Genomic DNA, 16,888 nt, shown 5'->3' on the forward strand with positions numbered 1-16,888 from the left:
TACCCTCGCGGGCGGGGGCGCTCAGTCGAAGAGCGTCAAGTCTGCGGGCGCCCGGCTTTTCTCCAACTCGAGCAGAGCTCGTTTCCGGTTGATTCCACCGCCGTACCCGGTGAGCTTTCCGCTGGCGCCGATCACGCGGTGGCACGGGACGATGATGGCGATGGGATTGTGGCCGTTGGCCAATCCCACGGCGCGTGCGGCGCCGGGGGCGCCGATCTGGTCGGCGATTTCCCCGTAGGACCGGGTTTCCCCGTACGGGATTGTCAGCAATGCTTTCCATACTCGTTGCTGAAAGTCGGTTCCCCGGAGGTCAAGTTCCACATCGAATTCGGTGAGCTCGCCGGCGAAATAAGCGTTGAGTTGGTCGACAGCGCCAGAAAATGCGCCGGGGTCGGGTGTCCAGTGTGTGCGGCTTGGCTCATACGTCTGCTCGAGCATCCGCAGGTTCGTCAACACCGAGCCATGCCCGGCCAGGGTTAATGGCCCGATGGGGCTATCGATGGTGCGGTAGTGAATCATGCGATCTTCTCCTGCGGTGGCCATTGGTTTACCGGATGTTCCAGGGTGGTCCACAGGTGCTGGGTGGCATAGGAGCGCCAGGGGCGCCAGCGAGCGCTGTGCACCGTCAGGGCTCGTCGTTGTGCAGGCAGGCCCAGCTTTTTGGCGGCCAGCCGCAGGCCGAGATCACTGGCCGGAAAGGCGTCCGGGTCACCGAGGCCGCGCATGGCGATGACCTCCGCGGTCCAGGGGCCCACTCCGGGCAGCGCTAGCAACTGCCCGCGGGCGCGTTGCCAGTCACATCCGGCGTCCAGGACCAGACTTTTGTCGGCAAGGCTGGCGACGAGCGCGTTTATGGTCCTTTGACGCGCCTTGGGGACGGCCAGATGGCCGGGATCGATCTCAGCGAGCTGCTCGATCGACGGGAAGGTGTGGGTCAAAGCGCCGTGGCGATCGTGGACCGGCCGTCCGTAGGCGGCGACCAGTCGGCCCGCGTGAGTGCTTGCGGCCTTGGTCGATACCTGTTGGGCGAGGACCGCCCGCACGGCGAATTCTGCCTCGTCGACTGTGCGGGGAATGCGTTGCCCGGGTGCCTTGCCCACCACTGCGCGCAGATCCGGATCGGCGCCCAGCGCCTCGACGATCGCTTCGGGATCGGCGTCGAGGTCCAGCAGCCGTCGGCAACGTGCAGTGGCCGTCATCAGGTCGCGGAAATCATCGAGCACAAGCAGGCAGCGCACATGATCGGGTGCCGGCGTCAGGCTGACGATGCCGTTGCCCCATGGGAGCCGTAGCGTGCGTCGGTACGCACCATCGCGGACCTCTTCGCAACCCGGCACCGCGGTGGCGGCCAGATGGCCGAAAACACCCTCGAAGGCGAATGGTGCACGGACGGGTAGCCGCAGCGACACCGTGCCCGCTGATGCGGTGGCAGACTCGAATCGGGCGGCCGCGCGCGCACGCAATGCCGTCGGTGTGCCGTCGCACGCCAGGCGAACGGTGTCGTTGAACTGACGGATGCTGGAAAACCCGGCGGCGAATGCGACATCGCCGAACGGCAGGTTCGTGGTCTCGATCAGCACCCGGGCGGTCTGCATGCGTTGGGCGCGGGCCAACGCGAGCGGACCGGCGCCGACCACGGCCTGCAACAGCCGCTCCAGCTGGCGAATGGTGTAACCGAGCTGGGCCGCGAGGCCGCTGACACCGTCGCGGTCCACCGTTCCGTCGGCAATCAGCCGCATCGCCCGCGCCACGACGTCACTACGCACATTCCATTCCGGAGACCCCGGCGAGGCGTCGGGGCGGCACCGTTTGCAGGCCCGGAATCCCTCCCCCTGAGCGGCCGCCGCAGTCGGCAGGAACCGGACATTGCGCGCGAACGGTGGCCGGACGGGGCAACTCGGCCGGCAGTAGACACCGGTGGTCACAACCGCGACGACGAACCAGCCGTCGAACCGGGCGTCTTTGGACTGGACCGCCCGGTAGCAGCGTTCGAAGTCGTCGTGCACCCTTCAACAATTACACCCGCCCACCGACATGACTGGCGGAAAAACGACATTGTGATGGGGTCGTCGTGGGTTCGGGCGGGTTACCTACGCGGCTTGGTCAGCCCGACCGGCTTGGCCAGCCGGACCGGTTGGTCGTGCCCACGAAGTTTCACATGCCTACCCAAAGACCAACGGGCGCGCTCCTCTTCGCTTGCGGCGTCCACGGCCTGTGCCGAAGCCAGCAACTTGCCGGGACGCGATTTGGCCAGTTCGCACAATCGGGCCGCCTCGTTGACCGGCTCCCCGATCACGGTGTACTCGAACCGTTCTCGGGCGCCCACGTTGCCGGCAATGACCTGCCCCGCCGCCACGCCGATCCCGGCCTGGCACTCGGGCATTTCGTTGACCAGCCGATCGGCTATCGCCCGCGCGGCGGCCAGTGCCTTGTCTTCGGGACAGGGAAGCCGGTTCGGGGCGCCGAAGATGGTTAGCGACGCGTCACCCTCGAACTTGTTGACCAATCCGTGGTGGCGGTCGACCTCGTCGACGACAATCGCGAAGAACTTGTTGAGCAGCTTGACGACGTCGGCCGGTGGCCGGCTGGTTACCAATTGCGTCGAGCCGACGATGTCGATGAACACGACGGCGACGTGGCGTTCTTCGCCGCCCAGTTTCGAACGTTCACGCTCGGCGGCGGCGGCGACTTCGCGTCCGACGTGGCGGCCGAACAGATCGCGCACTCGTTCGCGCTCCCGCAGTCCGGCGACCATCGCGTTGAAACCACGCTGCAGCTCGCCGAGTTCGGTGCCGTCGAAGACCACCAGGTTGGTCCGTAGCTCGCCCCGCTCGACGCGCCGCAGCGCCGCACGCACCACCCGCACCGGGGTCGCCGTCAGCCAGGCCAGGATCCACATCAGGATGAACCCGAACACCAATGTGACCATCGAGATGATCAGCACACCCGTCGCGAACTGCATCCGAGTGAGATTGAGCAGCACCATTTCGAACATCGCCATCAGGGCGATGCCGACGACGGGTACTCCCGAACCGAGCAGCCACACCACCATGGTCCGGCCCAGGATTCCCGGCGCCAACCGGCGTGGCGGCGGCCCGGCCTCGAGCGCCTGGGCGGCGAACGGGCGCAATGCGAACTCGGTATGCAGATAGGTTGCGGTTGCGACCAATACGCCGCAAAAGCTGACCGCGAACAGGAATCGCGGGATGAACGCGTTGTTGATCAGGCCGTAGAGTGTCGTCAAGAGCGCCGTGCCAACACCCCAAAACATGAGGTGGCCCACGGCGACTCGCCAGGGGGCCAGGAAGGTGCGGCGCTCGTCCTCACGAGTCGGTTTCCGTCCTTCGATCGCCCAGCGCAGGGCTTGCACGGTCTGCCTGGTCAGTGCGTAGCTACCCACAGCGAGGGCTAGCAGGACATAGCCCGGCACCACCCCGAACGTGAGCCACCGTGGCGTGTCGCGAACGATGCTCGGTTCGGGGATGGCGATCGTCACCAATAGCAGGGCAACCCCGATGCCGAGCAGGTTCGCGGTCACGACCAGCGCGGTCAGCATGACCTGGATCCGTACCCGTCGGCGCCGTTGGCTTTCCGAAACCCGCCCAAGCAGCCAGGAGCCGTACGCGGGAGTTTCTGGCAGCCGGCCGCTCTGCCGGGTCACCGTCTCTAGCACCCGACCCAAGCGTTGCGCCGTGCTCTTCTTGGCCGACATTGTGGCGTCAGACTAGTTTGTCGAAGAGTCGGGTGCGACCGGTTGGCGCGCTCGTGTTGTTTGCCCGGCTTAGGTGGGCACGGCCAGCCGAGTCGGCTGCTCATGTCCGCGCAGCGTCACCGTCTCGCCCAAAGACCAATGGGCACGCTCGGTTTCGCTCGCGCCGTGCAGTGTGTCCGAGGATGCTAGCAATCGCGCGGGGTGTGATTTGGCCAGTTCGCACAATCGGGCCGCCTGGTTGACCGGCTTGCCGACCACTGTGTATTCGAATCTTTGCTTGGCGCCGACATTGCCGGCGACGATCTGGCCTGCCGCCACCCCGATGCCGGCTTGGACCTCGGGCATCTCGTTGGCCAGCCGATCGGCTATGGCCCGGGCGGCGGCCAGCGCGGCGTCTTCGGGACGGTCGAGGCGGTTCGGGGCTCCGAAGATGGCCAGGGCGGCGTCGCCTGCGAACTTGTTGATCAGTCCGTGGTGACGGTCGACCTCGTTGACGACGATCGCGAAAAACCGGTTGAGGAGCTTGACCACGTGGGCGGCAGGTTGGTTGTCCACCAGCTGGGTGGAGCCGACGATGTCGACGAAGACGACGGCGGCGTGGCGGTCTTCGCCGCCTAGCTGAGGTCGTTCACGCTCGGCGGCGGCGGCGACTTCGCGTCCGACGTGGCGGCCGAAAAGGTCGCGCACGCGTTCGCGCTCGCGCAGGCCGTTGACCATCGCGTTGAAACCACGCTGCAGCTCACCGAGTTCGGTGCCGTCGAACACCACCAGATCCCCTCGCAGATCCCCCTGCTCGACACGCTTGAGCGCAGCGCGCACCACTCGCACCGGCGCCGCCGTCAGCCACGACATGATCCACATCAAAAGGAACCCGCCGATCAGCGTTGCCGACGACACGATCAGCACACCGTATGCGAACTGGATGTCGGTGAAGTTCTGCAGCACCATCTCAAGGATCCCTAGCAAGGCGATACCGAAGAGCGGCACGCCCGAGCTGAGCAGCCACACCACCATGGTCCGGCCGATGATTCCCAGTGCGAACCGTCCCGGCGGTAGCCCGGCCTCGAGTGCCTGGGCGGCCACCGGGCGCAGAGCGAACTCGGTGAGCATGTAGCAGGCGGTGGCGACCAGAACGCCGCAAAACAGTGTCGAGAACATGACCTGCGGGATGAATAGGCGGTTAGCCAACCCGTAGAGGGTGGTAAACAACGCCGCTCCGACTGCCCACAGGATGAGGGTCCCGACCGCCACCCGCAGCGGGGCCAGCAGGGTGTTGCGTTGGTCGGCCCGACTTGGCGTGTGTTCCTCGCTCGCCCACCGTAGCGCGGCCAAGGTCTGCACCTTGACGTAGTAGCTGCCCAACGCCATCCCGATGACCGTATAAGCGGGTCCGGCCACGAACGTGATCCACAAGGGTGCGTCGCTGACGATGCTAGGTGTCGGAAAAGCGACATTTTCTAACAGCACAGCCAGGCCGATCCCTACCAGGTTTGCTGTGATGAGGGCGATGGTCAGGATGATCTGAATCCGCACCCGGCGGCGGAGCGGGCGTTCTGACACCCACCCAAGCAGCCAGGAGCCGTACGCGGGCGGATCTCGCAGCCGGTCGTGCTGACGGGTCATCGTCTCCAGAACCCGGCGCAGGCGTTGCTCCCGCGTCTTGGACATGGTGGGTCAGCCTAATCTGTCGGTCCTGATTTCCTCGGCATGCTCTGCGGTGAGGTGGATGCTTCCCGGTGGCCGCCGATGCGGCGAGGCTAGTTGGGTGGGCTGGTGGTAACCGCGCAGCGTCACGGTTTCGCCCAAAGACCAATGGGCACGTTCGGTTTCGCTGGCAGCGTGCAGTGTGTCCGAGGATGCTAGCAATCGCGCGGGGTGTGATTTGGCCAGTTCGCACAATCGGGCCGCCTGGTTGACCGGCTTGCCGACCACTGTGTATTCGAATCTTTGCTTGGCGCCGACGTTGCCGGCGACGATCTGGCCTGCCGCCACCCCGATGCCGGCTTGGACCTCGGGCATCTCGTTGGCCAGCCGATCGGCTATGGCCCGGGCGGCGGCCAGCGCGGCGTCTTCGGGACGGTCGAGGCGGTTCGGGGCTCCGAAGATGGCCAGGGCGGCGTCGCCTGCGAACTTGTTGATCAGTCCGTGGTGACGGTCGACCTCGTTGACGACGATCGCGAAAAACCGGTTGAGGAGCTTGACCACGTGGGCGGCAGGTTGGTTGTCCACCAGCTGGGTGGAGCCGACGATGTCGACGAAGACGACGGCGGCGTGGCGGTCTTCGCCGCCTAGCTGTGGTCGTTCACGCTCGGCGGCGGCGGCGACTTCGCGTCCGACGTGGCGGCCGAAAAGGTCGCGCACGCGTTCGCGCTCGCGCAGGCCGTTGACCATCGCGTTGAAACCACGCTGCAGCTCACCGAGTTCGGTGCCGTCGAACACCACCAGATCCCCGCGCAGATCCCCCTGCTCGACACGCTTGAGCGCAGCGCGCACCACTCGCACCGGCGCCGCCGTCAGCCAAGCAAGAATCCACATCACGAGAAACCCGAAGATCAACGTGGTTATCGACAGGATCAACACCGCCGACGCGAGCTGCGTTTCGGTCAGATTGTGCACCAATAGGACGTAGAGCGCTGTCGTGGCGATGCCGGTCACGGGCACGCCTGAACCTAGCGACCACACCGTCATCGTTCGGCCCATGATGCCCGGTGCAAACCGTCGTGGCGGTCGTCCCGCTTCGAGTGCTTTAGCGGCTACGGGTCGCAGCGCGAACTCGGTGAACAAGTAGCAATTGGTGGCTACCAAAACGCCGCAGATAGTCACCGAGAACAAAATTATGGTGACGAATACGCGGTTGGCCAGCCCGTAGAGCGTGGCCAACAACGCCCCGCCGATATCCCACAGAATGAGGTGGACGGCTGCCACTCGAAACGGGAGCAGCAAGGTGTTGCGCCCGTCGGCCTGGCTCGGCGCGCGTTCCTCGATCGCCCACCGTATGGACGCTCTGACGATTCGCGTGGTTATCCAGTAGGTGCCGATGGCCAGTGCGAGCGTCGCATAGGCCGGTGCGACCCCGAAGGTGACCCACCATGGGGCGTCGGTGTAGATGCTAGGCACCGGAAAAGCGAAGGTCACCACTAGCAGCGCGACCACGATCCCGGTCAGGTTCGCCGTCATGATATAGACGGTCACGATGCGCTTGATGCGTACCCAGCGACGCGACGGGCTTTCTGACACCCGTCCAAGCAACCAGGAGCCATACGCCGGGGTCTCGGGCAGCTGGCCGCACTGACGGGTCATCGTCTCGAGTGCCTGGCCCAGGCGTTGCGCCATGGTCTTTTTCGCCGGCATGGTGGCGTCAGCCTAATCTGTCGGATGCGCCCCACGGTAAATCGTGTGGGTCTGGTGATCGCCCAGTGCACCGCCGACTATGTCGGCCGACTGAGCAGGCATCTGCAGCTGTTGAACTGGCGACGCCAGCCGGATGGGCTGGTCGTGCCCGCGAAGTGTCACGGTCTCGCCTAAAGACCAACGGGCACATTCGTTTTCACTGGCACCGCGCAACGTTTGCGACGACGCCAACAATCGGCTCGGGTATGATTTTGCCAGTTCGCACAGTCGTGCAGCCTCGTTGACCGGTTCGCCGATCACGGTGTATTCGAACCGTTCGTGGGCGCCGACATTGCCGGCGACAACCTGACCTGCCGCTACCCCGATGCCGGCTTGGCACTCCGGCATTTCGCTGGCTAGCCGGTCGGCGATGGCTCGTGCGGTGGCCAGCGCGGCATCTTCGGGATGGCTCAGGCGGTTGGGGGCCCCGAAGACTGCCAGCGAGGCGTCTCCCTGAAACTTGTTGACAAGTCCACGGTGATGGTTCACTTCATCGACGATTACCGTGAAGAACCGGTTGAGTAGCATCACGACCTCTGCCGCAGGCCGGCTGGTGACCAATTGAGTTGAACCGACGATGTCGACGAAGACGACGGCGACATGGCGCTCTTCGCCGCCCAGTTTTGGTCGCTCGCGTTCGGCTGCTGCGGCGACCTCGCGACCGACGTGGCGGCCGAAGAGATCGCGTACGCGTTCGCGCTCGCGCAGGCCCTCGACCATTCTGTTGAAACCACGCTGTAGCTCACCGAGTTCGGTCCCGTCGAATACGACCAGATCGCCGCTTAGGTCGCCCTGCTCTACGCGGTTGAGCGCCTCGCGGACCACGCGCACAGGCGTGGCCGTCAGCCAAGCGAGAATCCACATCAGGATGAATCCGAAGATCAACAGTGGTGCCCACAGGATCAGCACTGTGATCATGAATTGATCATTGGAGAGTTCCCAAAACGTATCGTCGAAGATGGCGGTGAGGGCGACACCGACATTGGGTACGCCTGAACAGAGCAGCCACACCAGCATGGTTCGGCCCACGATGCCTCGCACCAGCGATCGTGGTGTTGCTCCCACTTCGAGCGCCTGGGCGGCCATCGGGCGAAGCGCAAACTCGGTTAACAGATAGCAGCTGGTGGCTGCGACAACGCCGATGACGCCCATCGAAAACAGGAACCGCGGGATAAACAACCGGTTGGCCAGGCCGTAGATTATCGTCCACAACGCTGCGGCGGCGCCCCACAGGAAAAGAACTGCCAACGCCACTCGCAGTGGGACTAGGAAAGCGCTGCGCGCCTCATCATGGCTGGGGGTGCGTTCCTCGATTGCCCACCGCAACGCTCGAGCCGTTTGCCTGGTGAGCCAGTAGGTGCCCAGTATGAAGGCGAGCACGCAGTATCCCGGAACGATCCCGAACGACACCCAATGCGGGGCGTCCAAAATCACGCTTGGTTTCGGAAAGGCGACCGTCAGTAGCATGGCACCGACAATGAGCCCGATCACGTTCGTGACCAAAATGGCGACGGTCAGCATGCCCTGGATACGTACCCGCCGCATCCGTGGGCTCTCCGACACGCGCCCAAGCAGCCATGAGCCGTATGCGGGCGTCTCTGGCCGTCGTCCAGTGCGCGGGCTGAGAGTCTCGACGGCCCCTGGCAAGTGTCGAGTGGTGGCCTTCTCGGATTGCATGGTGACGTCAGCGTAGTGTGTCGGTCACGCTCTAAGGAACAACGTCGTTGCGCGCTCTAAGGTGAGTCGGGTGCGTCTAGTCATCGCCCAGTGCACTGTCGACTACATCGGCCGGCTCACCGCGCATCTGCCGTCCGCGCGCCGGCTGTTGCTGTTCAAGGCCGACGGATCGGTCAGCGTACATGCTGACGACCGCGCCTACAAGCCGTTGAACTGGATGAGTCCGCCGTGCTGGTTGACCGAAGAGTCCGGCGGCCAGGCGCCAGTGTGGGTGGTCGAGAACAAGGCCGGCGAGCAGCTGCGCATCACTATCGAAGGAATCGAGCACGACAGTAGCCACGAGCTGGGCGTGGACCCCGGGCTGGTCAAGGACGGCGTCGAGGCCCACTTGCAGGCGTTGCTCGCCGAGCACATCCAATTGCTGGGCGAAGGGTACACGCTGGTCCGCCGCGAGTACATGACCGCGATCGGACCCGTCGACCTGCTGTGCCGCGACGAACGAGGTGGCTCGGTCGCGGTGGAAATCAAGCGGCGTGGCGAGATCGACGGCGTGGAGCAGCTGACCCGCTACCTCGAGTTGCTCAACCGCGACAGTGTGCTCGCGCCGGTCAAGGGGGTGTTTGCCGCTCAACAGATCAAGCCGCAGGCTCGGATTCTGGCCACCGACCGCGGGATCCGTTGTTTGACATTGGATTACGACACAATGCGCGGGATGGATAGCGGCGAGTACCGGCTGTTCTGAGTTGCGCGATTAAACTGATGCGATGGCTCGGCGCCGCAAACCGCTGCACCGGCAGCGGCCGGAACCGCCGTCGTGGGCCCTGCGCCGAGTGGAAGCGGGGCCCGATGGCCACGAGTATGAAGTACGACCGGTCGCTGCGGCCCGCGCCGTCAAGACCTATCGCTGTCCGGGGTGTGATCACGAAATCCGTTCCGGTACTGCACATGTGGTAGTGTGGCCGACTGACTTGCCGCAAGCCGGCGTCGATGACCGGCGTCACTGGCACACCCCGTGCTGGGCGAACCGAGCAACCCGCGGTCCGACTCGAAAATGGACCTAGGCTTTTGGCGGCTGGTGCGCCCTGCTGGTGCGCCTTAGGGGGCCGGCTCCACCAATTCGATCAGAACCCCGCCGGCGTCTTTCGGGTGGATGAAGTTGATCCGTGAGTTCGCGGTGCCACGCCTGGCCGTCTCGTAGACCAGCCGGACGCCCTGGGAGCGCAGCCGCCGACACATGGCGTCAAGATCGCTGACCCGGCACGCCAGCTGTTGGATGCCTGGCCCGCGCTTGTCCAGGAACTTCGCTATCACCGAGGATTCGTCGAGCGGGGCCATCAACTGGATTTGCGCCGCGGAGCCCGGCACCGCCAGCAGTGCCTCGCGGATGCCCTGATCGTCGTTGATTTCCTCGTGGACCAGGATCATGCCAAGGTGGTCGTGATACCACTCGATGGCAACGTCCAGGTCGGCGACCGCAATACCGACGTGATCGAGTCCAGTTACCAACGAGGTAGCCAGCATGTGACGGGCGTGGACTTGATCGGTCGTCATCACACAACGGTAACCTGAAGGGAAAGAATCTGCTTCTCCGGGTCGGTCAGATCGGCTTTCGGGTGCGCTGAGGAGGTAGTCATAACGACATCGGTGATTGTTGCTGGCGCGCGTACACCCATCGGCAAGTTGATGGGCTCCCTGAAGGATTTCAGCGCCAGCGAGCTGGGTGCCATCGCCATTAAGGGCGCCCTGGAGAAGGCCAACGTGCCGGCGTCCTTGGTCGAGTACGTGATCATGGGCCAGGTGTTGACCGCGGGTGCCGGGCAAATGCCCGCACGGCAGGCGGCAGTGGCGGCCGGCATCGGTTGGGATGTCCCTGCGCTGACGATCAACAAGATGTGCCTGTCCGGCATCGACGCAATCGCGCTGGCTGATCAACTCATTCGGGCCAGAGAGTTCGACGTGGTGGTGGCCGGCGGTCAGGAGTCGATGACGAAGGCGCCCCACCTGTTGATGAATAGCCGGTCGGGTTACAAGTACGGCGACGTTACGGTTTTGGACCACATGGCCTACGACGGTCTGCACGACGTGTTCACCGATCAGCCGATGGGCGCGCTCACCGAGCAACGCAACGACGTCGACATGTTCACCCGCTCCGAACAGGACGAGTACGCGGCTGCGTCCCACCAAAAGGCGGCCGCGGCATGGAAGGACGGCGTATTCGCCGACGAGGTGATCCCGGTGAACATCCCGCAGCGCACGGGCGATCCACTGCAGTTCACCGAGGACGAGGGGATCCGCGCCAACACCACCGCCGCCGCGCTGGCCGGTCTGAAGCCGGCGTTCCGTGGCGACGGCACCATCACCGCCGGGTCGGCGTCACAGATCTCCGACGGTGCGGCCGCGGTGGTGGTCATGAACCAGGAAAAGGCCCAGGAACTGGGGCTGACCTGGCTAGCCGAGATCGGCGCCCACGGTGTGGTGGCCGGGCCGGATTCCACACTGCAATCGCAGCCGGCCAACGCGATCAACAAGGCGCTGGATCGCGAGGGCATCTCAGTGGACCAGCTCGACGTGGTGGAGATCAACGAGGCGTTCGCTGCGGTGGCATTGGCCTCGATACGCGAACTCGGGCTGAACCCCCAGATCGTCAACGTCAACGGTGGTGCGATTGCCGTCGGGCATCCCCTCGGCATGTCAGGGACGCGAATCACGCTACATGCGGCGCTGCAGTTGGCACGCCGGGGATCGGGCGTCGGGGTTGCCGCATTGTGCGGGGCTGGCGGGCAGGGCGACGCACTGATATTGCGGGCCGGATAGCGGTTGAGGGGTCGGTGGCGGCCAGTGTGATCTTGGTCATACCAACCGATCGCGGTATGTCGGCTCCTGCCGCAGGGTCGGCGCCACCGGGTGGATCGATGACCGCAGCGGCATGACAGACTTGACGGCGTGACGCGTCCGCGACCCCCGCTCGGGCCGGCCATGGCCGGTGCTGTTGACCTCTCCGGCATCAAACAACGTGCCCAGCAAAACGCTGCGGCGAGCACGGATGCCGACCGGGCACTGTCGACGCCGTCCGGTGTGACCGAGATCACCGAGGCGAACTTCGAGGACGAGGTGATCGTCCGGTCCGACGAAGTGCCGGTGGTGGTGTTGCTGTGGTCACCCCGCAGCGAGGTATGCGTCGACTTGCTTGACACGCTGTCCGGCTTGGCCGCTGCCGCTAAGGGCAAGTGGTCGCTGGCGTCGGTTAACGTTGACGTCGCACCCAGGGTGGCACAGATATTCGGCGTCCAAGCGGTTCCGACCGTGGTGGCCTTGGCTGCGGGACAGCCGATCTCGAGCTTCCAGGGCCTCCAGCCCGCGGACCAACTGAGTCGCTGGGTGGATTCCCTGTTGTCTGCGACAGCCGGAAAGCTCAAGGGCGCAGCGAGTTCCGAGGAGTCCACCGAAGTCGATCCAGCGGTGGCACAGGCGCGCCAGCAGCTCGAGGATGGCGACTTTGTTGCCGCGCGCAAGTCATATCAGGCGATTTTGGATGCCAACCCAGGAAGCGTCGAAGCCAAGGCGGCCATCCGCCAGATCGAATTCCTCATCCGCGCAACCGCACAACGGCCCGACGCCGTCTCGGTCGCCGACAGCTTGTCGGATGACATCGACGCCGCGTTTGCGGCAGCCGACGTGCAAGTCCTCAACCAGGATGTGAGTGCGGCCTTCGAGCGCCTGATCGCGTTGGTGCGTCGGACATCTGGAGAAGAGCGCACCCGGGTGCGCACCCGGCTGATCGAGCTGTTCGAGCTGTTCGACCCCGCCGATCCCGAGGTCGTGGCCGGTCGGCGCAACCTCGCCAACGCGCTGTACTGAGGCCGGCTGGCGAGCAGACGCAGAATCGCCTAAACCCGTGCGGGTTTAGGCGATTCTGCGTCTGCTCGCGCTGGGCGGCTACGACAACCCGGGTGATCCGTTCAGGCCGAGCAGCCCGGCGGTGCCGCCGGCGCCACCGGCGCCACCCTTACCCGGCGCACTGCCGACTCCGCCGTTTCCGCCGTTGCCTCCATTGCCGATCAGGGTGGCGTTGCCGCCGGAGCCGCCGACACCGCCGTTTGCCACCACGCTTGCGCCGCCGGCGCCGCCGTCGCCGCCGTTGCCGACCATCCCGGCCTTGCCACCCTTGCCGCCGTTCCCCCCGTCGCCGGCGATGCCGAGTCCGCCGGCGCCGCCGGCGCCGCCATCGCCGTTGAGCAGGCCGGCGTTGCCGCCGGCCCCACCGTCGCCGGCGGTCTCGCCGAACCCGCCGGCTCCGCCGGTCCCGCCCGCACCCGAGAGCCCGGCGGCGTTGCCGCCGGCCCCGCCGGCCCCCCCGACCGACCCGAATTCGATGCCAGTCCCGCCGGCGCCACCAGCGCCGCCGTCACCGATCAACCCGCCGGTGCCGCCGGTGCCGCCGCTACCGGCCGCGCCCCGGACGCTGTCGCCGCCGGTACCGCCGGCGCCGCCGTCGCCGATCAGCTTGGCGGCCCCGCCGCTGCCACCGGACCCGCCGATGCCGCCGGCCATTTGGTCCGCACTGGAGGCGCCGAACCCTCCGGTGCCCCCGGCGCCGCCGGGACCGAACAGTGCGCCGGCACCGCCGATGCCGCCGACGCCTCCTTTGCCGCCGGTGCCGCCGGGGTCGGGCGCGCCGAGACCGGTTCCGCCGGTGCCGCCAATGCCGCCAGCGCCGAAGAGGATGCCGGCGTTGCCGCCCGCCCCGCCGGCCCCGCCCTCACCGCCCACGAGTTGGTTACCGGTGCCAGTTCCGCCGGTGCCGCCGGTCCCGCCGTTGCCGGTGAAGATGCCGCCGTCGCCTCCGGTGCCGCCGTTCCCTCCGGCCGAGCCGGAGACTCCGAACCCGCCGGCGCCGCCGGCACCGCCATTGGAGAACAGCCCGCCGCCCCCGCCGGTGCCGCCGGTGCCACCGGTGCCCCCGTTGACGCTCAACCCGCCGGTGCCGCCGGCACCGCCGGCGGCCAACACCTCGAACAGCCCGCTGCGACCGCCGGCCCCGCCGGCGCCACCGTTGAAGCCTGGCCCGCCGGCCCCGCCGATGCCACCGGCTCCGAACAGCCCGGCCGCCCCGCCGTCGCCGCCGAGCCCGCCTGTGCCGGTGTTCCCGACTCCGCCGGGTCCACCGGCGCCGCCGGAGCCGAACAGCAGCCCGCCGGCCCCGCCGGCCCCGCCAGCCGCGCCGTTGCCCGGGCCGTCACCCCCGGCCCCACCCGCCCCGCCGTTGCCGAATAGCCCCGCGGCTCCACCTGGGCCGCCGGCCTGGCCGGGCGCCCCGGACCCGCCGGCCCCGCCGTTGCCGTACAGCAGCCCGCCGGCCCCGCCGGCTTGCCCGGTCCCCGGTGCGCCGTTGGCGCCGTTGCCGATCAGCGGACGCCCCAGCAACAGCTGGGTGGGCGTGTTCACAATGTTGAGCAGGCCCTCCAACGGCGCCGCGGCGGCGGCCTCAGCGCTCGCGTACGCGCCAGCGCCCGCAGTCAAGGTTTGAACGAACTGGGCATGAAACGCCGACATCTGAGCGCTCACCGCCTGATAGGCCTGGCCATGCGCGGCGAACAGCGACGCGATGGCCGCCGACACCTCATCAGCACCGGCTGCCAGAAGTTCCGTCGTCGGGCCCAATGCCGCGGCGTTGGCGGCCCCCAGCGTCGACCCGATGTTCGCCAAATCCGAAGCGGCCCTCACCAGCGTCTCGGGAGCGGCGATTACAAACGACATGCTTTCCTCCGATCAGCTGTGCGTCGAGTATCCAGCTCGAGTTAGCACAGGGTAGCGCTATCGCTTAGCCTTTCTGATCAATCTCGGAGTGCAGTGTGCAGAGTGCATCGAATCGGCTCATCAGGCATGTGCAATCTGCTCATGGCAGGCGCTAGGCGGGCGTCAGCCACAGCGCCGAAGTGGGCGGCAGCACCAGCACCGCGGACGCCGGGCGGCCATGCCAGGGGTCGTCGGTGGCGTCCACGCCGCCGAGGTTGCCGATCCCCGAGCCGTGGTAGATCGTCGCGTCGGTATTGAGCACCTCGCGCCAGCGGCCCGCGCGCGGCAGCCCGAGTCGATAGTCACGGTGTTCGGCACCTGCGAAATTGAACACGCAGGCCAGCACCGAGCCGTCGCTGCCGTAGCGCATAAAGCTCAACACATTGTTGGCGGAGTCGTTGGCGTCGATCCAAGAATAGCCTTCGGGGGTGGTGTCTAAGCTCCACAGCGCCGGGTGGCATCGGTAGATGTCGTTGATGTCGCGCACCAGCCGCTGAATCCCGTTGGAGAAGCCGTTTTCGTCGAGTTGGAACCAGTCCAGGCCGCGCTGCTCGGACCATTCGGCGCGTTGGCCGAATTCCTGACCCATGAACAGCAATTGCTTGCCGGGGTGTGCCCATTGGTAGGCAAGCAGGCTACGCAGGCCGGCGGCCTTGACGTGATTGTTGCCCGGCATCCGCCCCCACAGCGTGCCTTTGCCGTGCACCACCTCGTCATGACTGAGCGGCAACACGTAATTTTCGCTGAACGCATACAGCATCGAGAACGTCATCTCGTGGTGGTGGTAGCTGCGGTACACGGGATCTCGGCTGACGTAGTCGAGCGTGTCGTGCATCCAGCCCATGTTCCACTTCATCGAAAAGCCCAGGCCGCCAATGTTGGTCGGGCGGGTCACCCCAGGCCACGACGTGGACTCCTCGGCGATGGTGACGATTCCCGGCGCGACCTTGTGCGCCGTGGCGTTCATCTCCTGCAGGAACTGCACTGCTTCCAGGTTCTCCCGGCCGCCGTGGACGTTGGGGGTCCAGCCGCCCTCGGGTCGCGAGTAGTCTAGATAGAGCATTGAGGCCACCGCGTCCACCCGCAGGCCGTCGATGTGGAACTCCTGTAGCCAGTACAACGCATTGGCTACCAGAAAGTTGCGCACTTCCGGGCGGCCGAAGTCGAACACGTATGTGCCCCAATCCAGTTGCTCGCCGCGTTTGGGATCGGAATGTTCGTAGAGCGGAGTGCCGTCGAACCGTCCCAGGGCCCACGCGTCCTTCGGGAAGTGCGCTGGGACCCAATCCACGATGACGCCGATGCCGGCCTGGTGCAGGGCGTCGACCAGCGCCCGGAAGTCGTCGGGTGTGCCGAATCGTGATGTCGGCGCATAGTAGGACGTGACCTGATACCCCCATGATCCGGCGAATGGATGCTCGGCGACGGGCAACAGCTCCACATGGGTAAACCCTTGATCCACAATGTAATCCGTCAACTCACGAGCAAGCTGGCGGTAGCTGAGTCCAGGCCGCCACGAACCGAGATGGACTTCGTAGGTGCTCATCGCCTCGTTCACCGGGTTGCGCAGCGCACGCCCAGCCATCCAGTCGTCGTCACCCCAGGTGTAGTCACTCGACGTCACCCGCGATGCGGTCTGCGGCGGCACCTCGGTGCCGAACGCGAACGGGTCGGCCCGATCGGTAACCACGCCGTCGGCGCCGTGCACGCGGAACTTGTACAGACCGTCGCAAGGGAAGTCGGGCCAGAACAATTCCCATACCCCTGATGGGCCGAGCACCCGCATGGGGGCTTCGTGGCCATTCCAACCGTTGAACTCGCCGATCAAGCTGACGCCCTTGGCGTTGGGCGCCCACACGGCGAACGACACGCCACTCACCACACCGTCGGCCGTGGTAAACGAGCGGGGGTGGGCACCCAGGACTTCCCAAAGCCGTTCGTGGCGGCCCTCGGCGAACAGGTGCAGGTCGACCTCGCCCAGGGTGGGCAGGAATCGGTACGCATCGGCCACGGTGTGTGGCTCGCAACCTTCATAGGTCACCTGCAGGCGGTAGTCGATGAGGTCGACGAACGGCAATGTGACGGCAAACAGGCCAGAATCGAGGTGCTGCAACGAGAACCGGTCCTTACCAACGAGCGCGACGACCTCGACGGCATGCGGACGGAACGCTCGGATGACGGTATGGTCGCCGTATTCGTGGGCGCCCAGGATGCCGTGCGGGTTGTGATGTGTACCCGCCACCAAGCGCGCCATTTCGGCCGGCTCGGGTGCAAGGTGCTCCCCGGTGAGTTTCTCGGATCGACTCATGAGCC

The 16,888-nt window shown here is 66.1% G+C and carries 13 protein-coding genes; 4 read left to right on the forward strand and 9 right to left on the reverse strand.

From position 1 onward, the window contains the following. Positions 1-21: 21 nt before the first annotated feature. The 6 genes from ogt to MCAN_RS07040 form a co-directional block, all read right to left on the reverse strand. Positions 22-519 carry a methylated-DNA--protein-cysteine methyltransferase gene (gene ogt, locus MCAN_RS07015; protein WP_003406857.1) on the reverse strand — a complete coding sequence of 166 codons (498 nt, stop codon included), beginning with the start codon at positions 517-519 and terminating at the stop codon, positions 22-24. Continuing rightward, positions 516-2,006: a bifunctional regulatory protein/DNA repair enzyme AlkA gene (gene alkA, locus MCAN_RS07020; protein ID WP_014000705.1), complete on the reverse strand. Its 1,491-nt coding sequence runs from the start codon at positions 2,004-2,006 to the stop codon at positions 516-518. The genes ogt and alkA overlap by 4 nt, the downstream gene beginning before the upstream one ends. Before the next feature lie 80 nt (positions 2,007-2,086). Further along, positions 2,087-3,712, reverse strand: coding sequence for an adenylate/guanylate cyclase domain-containing protein (locus tag MCAN_RS07025; protein ID WP_014000706.1), 1,626 nt, complete (start codon positions 3,710-3,712; stop codon positions 2,087-2,089). Positions 3,713-3,781: 69 nt separating this feature from the next. Continuing rightward, positions 3,782-5,380, reverse strand: a complete 1,599-nt coding sequence (locus tag MCAN_RS07030; protein WP_014000707.1) for an adenylate/guanylate cyclase domain-containing protein — start codon at positions 5,378-5,380, stop codon at positions 3,782-3,784. A 6-nt stretch (positions 5,381-5,386) separates the two neighbouring features. Next, a complete protein-coding gene (locus tag MCAN_RS07035; RefSeq protein ID WP_003910324.1) occupies positions 5,387-7,063 on the reverse strand; it encodes an adenylate/guanylate cyclase domain-containing protein in 1,677 nt (558 codons plus the stop codon). Between the two features lie 12 nt (positions 7,064-7,075). Further along, positions 7,076-8,779 carry an adenylate/guanylate cyclase domain-containing protein gene (locus MCAN_RS07040; RefSeq protein WP_014000708.1) on the reverse strand — a complete coding sequence of 568 codons (1,704 nt, stop codon included), beginning with the start codon at positions 8,777-8,779 and terminating at the stop codon, positions 7,076-7,078. 70 nt (positions 8,780-8,849) lie between these two features. Between MCAN_RS07040 and nucS the strand changes: the two genes are divergently transcribed. Beyond that, positions 8,850-9,521 (forward strand): endonuclease NucS, encoded by a 672-nt coding sequence (gene nucS / locus MCAN_RS07045; RefSeq protein WP_003406872.1) that lies wholly within the window; start codon positions 8,850-8,852, stop codon positions 9,519-9,521. Between the two features lie 22 nt (positions 9,522-9,543). Next, a complete protein-coding gene (locus MCAN_RS07050) occupies positions 9,544-9,840 on the forward strand; it encodes a hypothetical protein (protein WP_003898823.1) in 297 nt (98 codons plus the stop codon). A 34-nt stretch (positions 9,841-9,874) separates the two neighbouring features. On the opposite strand, the gene mce is transcribed toward MCAN_RS07050, so the two are convergent. Continuing rightward, the gene (gene mce, locus MCAN_RS07055) at positions 9,875-10,333 is read right to left on the reverse strand and encodes a methylmalonyl-CoA epimerase (protein WP_003406879.1); all 459 of its coding nucleotides are present in this window, start codon (positions 10,331-10,333) and stop codon (positions 9,875-9,877) included. Between the two features lie 78 nt (positions 10,334-10,411). Between mce and MCAN_RS07060 the strand changes: the two genes are divergently transcribed. Both MCAN_RS07060 and MCAN_RS07065 read left to right on the forward strand, forming a co-directional pair. Beyond that, the gene (locus MCAN_RS07060; protein ID WP_023637385.1) at positions 10,412-11,593 is read left to right on the forward strand and encodes an acetyl-CoA C-acetyltransferase; all 1,182 of its coding nucleotides are present in this window, start codon (positions 10,412-10,414) and stop codon (positions 11,591-11,593) included. A 129-nt stretch (positions 11,594-11,722) separates the two neighbouring features. Next, positions 11,723-12,637, forward strand: a complete 915-nt coding sequence (locus MCAN_RS07065; protein WP_003406887.1) for a thioredoxin family protein — start codon at positions 11,723-11,725, stop codon at positions 12,635-12,637. Positions 12,638-12,715: 78 nt separating this feature from the next. Here MCAN_RS07065 and MCAN_RS07070 read toward each other — a convergent pair whose 3' ends face one another. Both MCAN_RS07070 and glgB read right to left on the reverse strand, forming a co-directional pair. Further along, positions 12,716-14,536 carry a PE family protein gene (locus tag MCAN_RS07070; RefSeq protein ID WP_014000709.1) on the reverse strand — a complete coding sequence of 607 codons (1,821 nt, stop codon included), beginning with the start codon at positions 14,534-14,536 and terminating at the stop codon, positions 12,716-12,718. Positions 14,537-14,687: 151 nt separating this feature from the next. Next, a complete protein-coding gene (glgB, locus tag MCAN_RS07075; RefSeq protein WP_014000710.1) occupies positions 14,688-16,883 on the reverse strand; it encodes a 1,4-alpha-glucan branching protein GlgB in 2,196 nt (731 codons plus the stop codon). Positions 16,884-16,888: the final 5 nt, after the last annotated feature.

Source organism: Mycobacterium canetti CIPT 140010059 (genome assembly GCF_000253375.1).
GTDB classification, from domain to species: Bacteria; Actinomycetota; Actinomycetes; order Mycobacteriales; family Mycobacteriaceae; genus Mycobacterium; species Mycobacterium tuberculosis.

Excerpts from the sequence above, each read along its gene's own strand:
- MCAN_RS07025 (WP_014000706.1), bottom strand. The coding sequence starts at position 3,712 with ATGTCGGCCAAGAAGAGCACGGCGCAACGCTTGGGTCGGGTGCTAGAG.
- MCAN_RS07070 (WP_014000709.1), bottom strand. The coding sequence starts at position 14,536 with ATGTCGTTTGTAATCGCCGCTCCCGAGACGCTGGTGAGGGCCGCTTCG.
- MCAN_RS07030 (WP_014000707.1), bottom strand. The coding sequence starts at position 5,380 with ATGTCCAAGACGCGGGAGCAACGCCTGCGCCGGGTTCTGGAGACGATG.
- glgB (WP_014000710.1), bottom strand. The coding sequence starts at position 16,883 with ATGAGTCGATCCGAGAAACTCACCGGGGAGCACCTTGCACCCGAGCCG.
- MCAN_RS07040 (WP_014000708.1), bottom strand. The coding sequence starts at position 8,779 with ATGCAATCCGAGAAGGCCACCACTCGACACTTGCCAGGGGCCGTCGAG.
- MCAN_RS07035 (WP_003910324.1), bottom strand. The coding sequence starts at position 7,063 with ATGCCGGCGAAAAAGACCATGGCGCAACGCCTGGGCCAGGCACTCGAG.
- ogt (WP_003406857.1), bottom strand. The coding sequence starts at position 519 with ATGATTCACTACCGCACCATCGATAGCCCCATCGGGCCATTAACCCTG.
- MCAN_RS07050 (WP_003898823.1), top strand. The coding sequence starts at position 9,544 with ATGGCTCGGCGCCGCAAACCGCTGCACCGGCAGCGGCCGGAACCGCCG.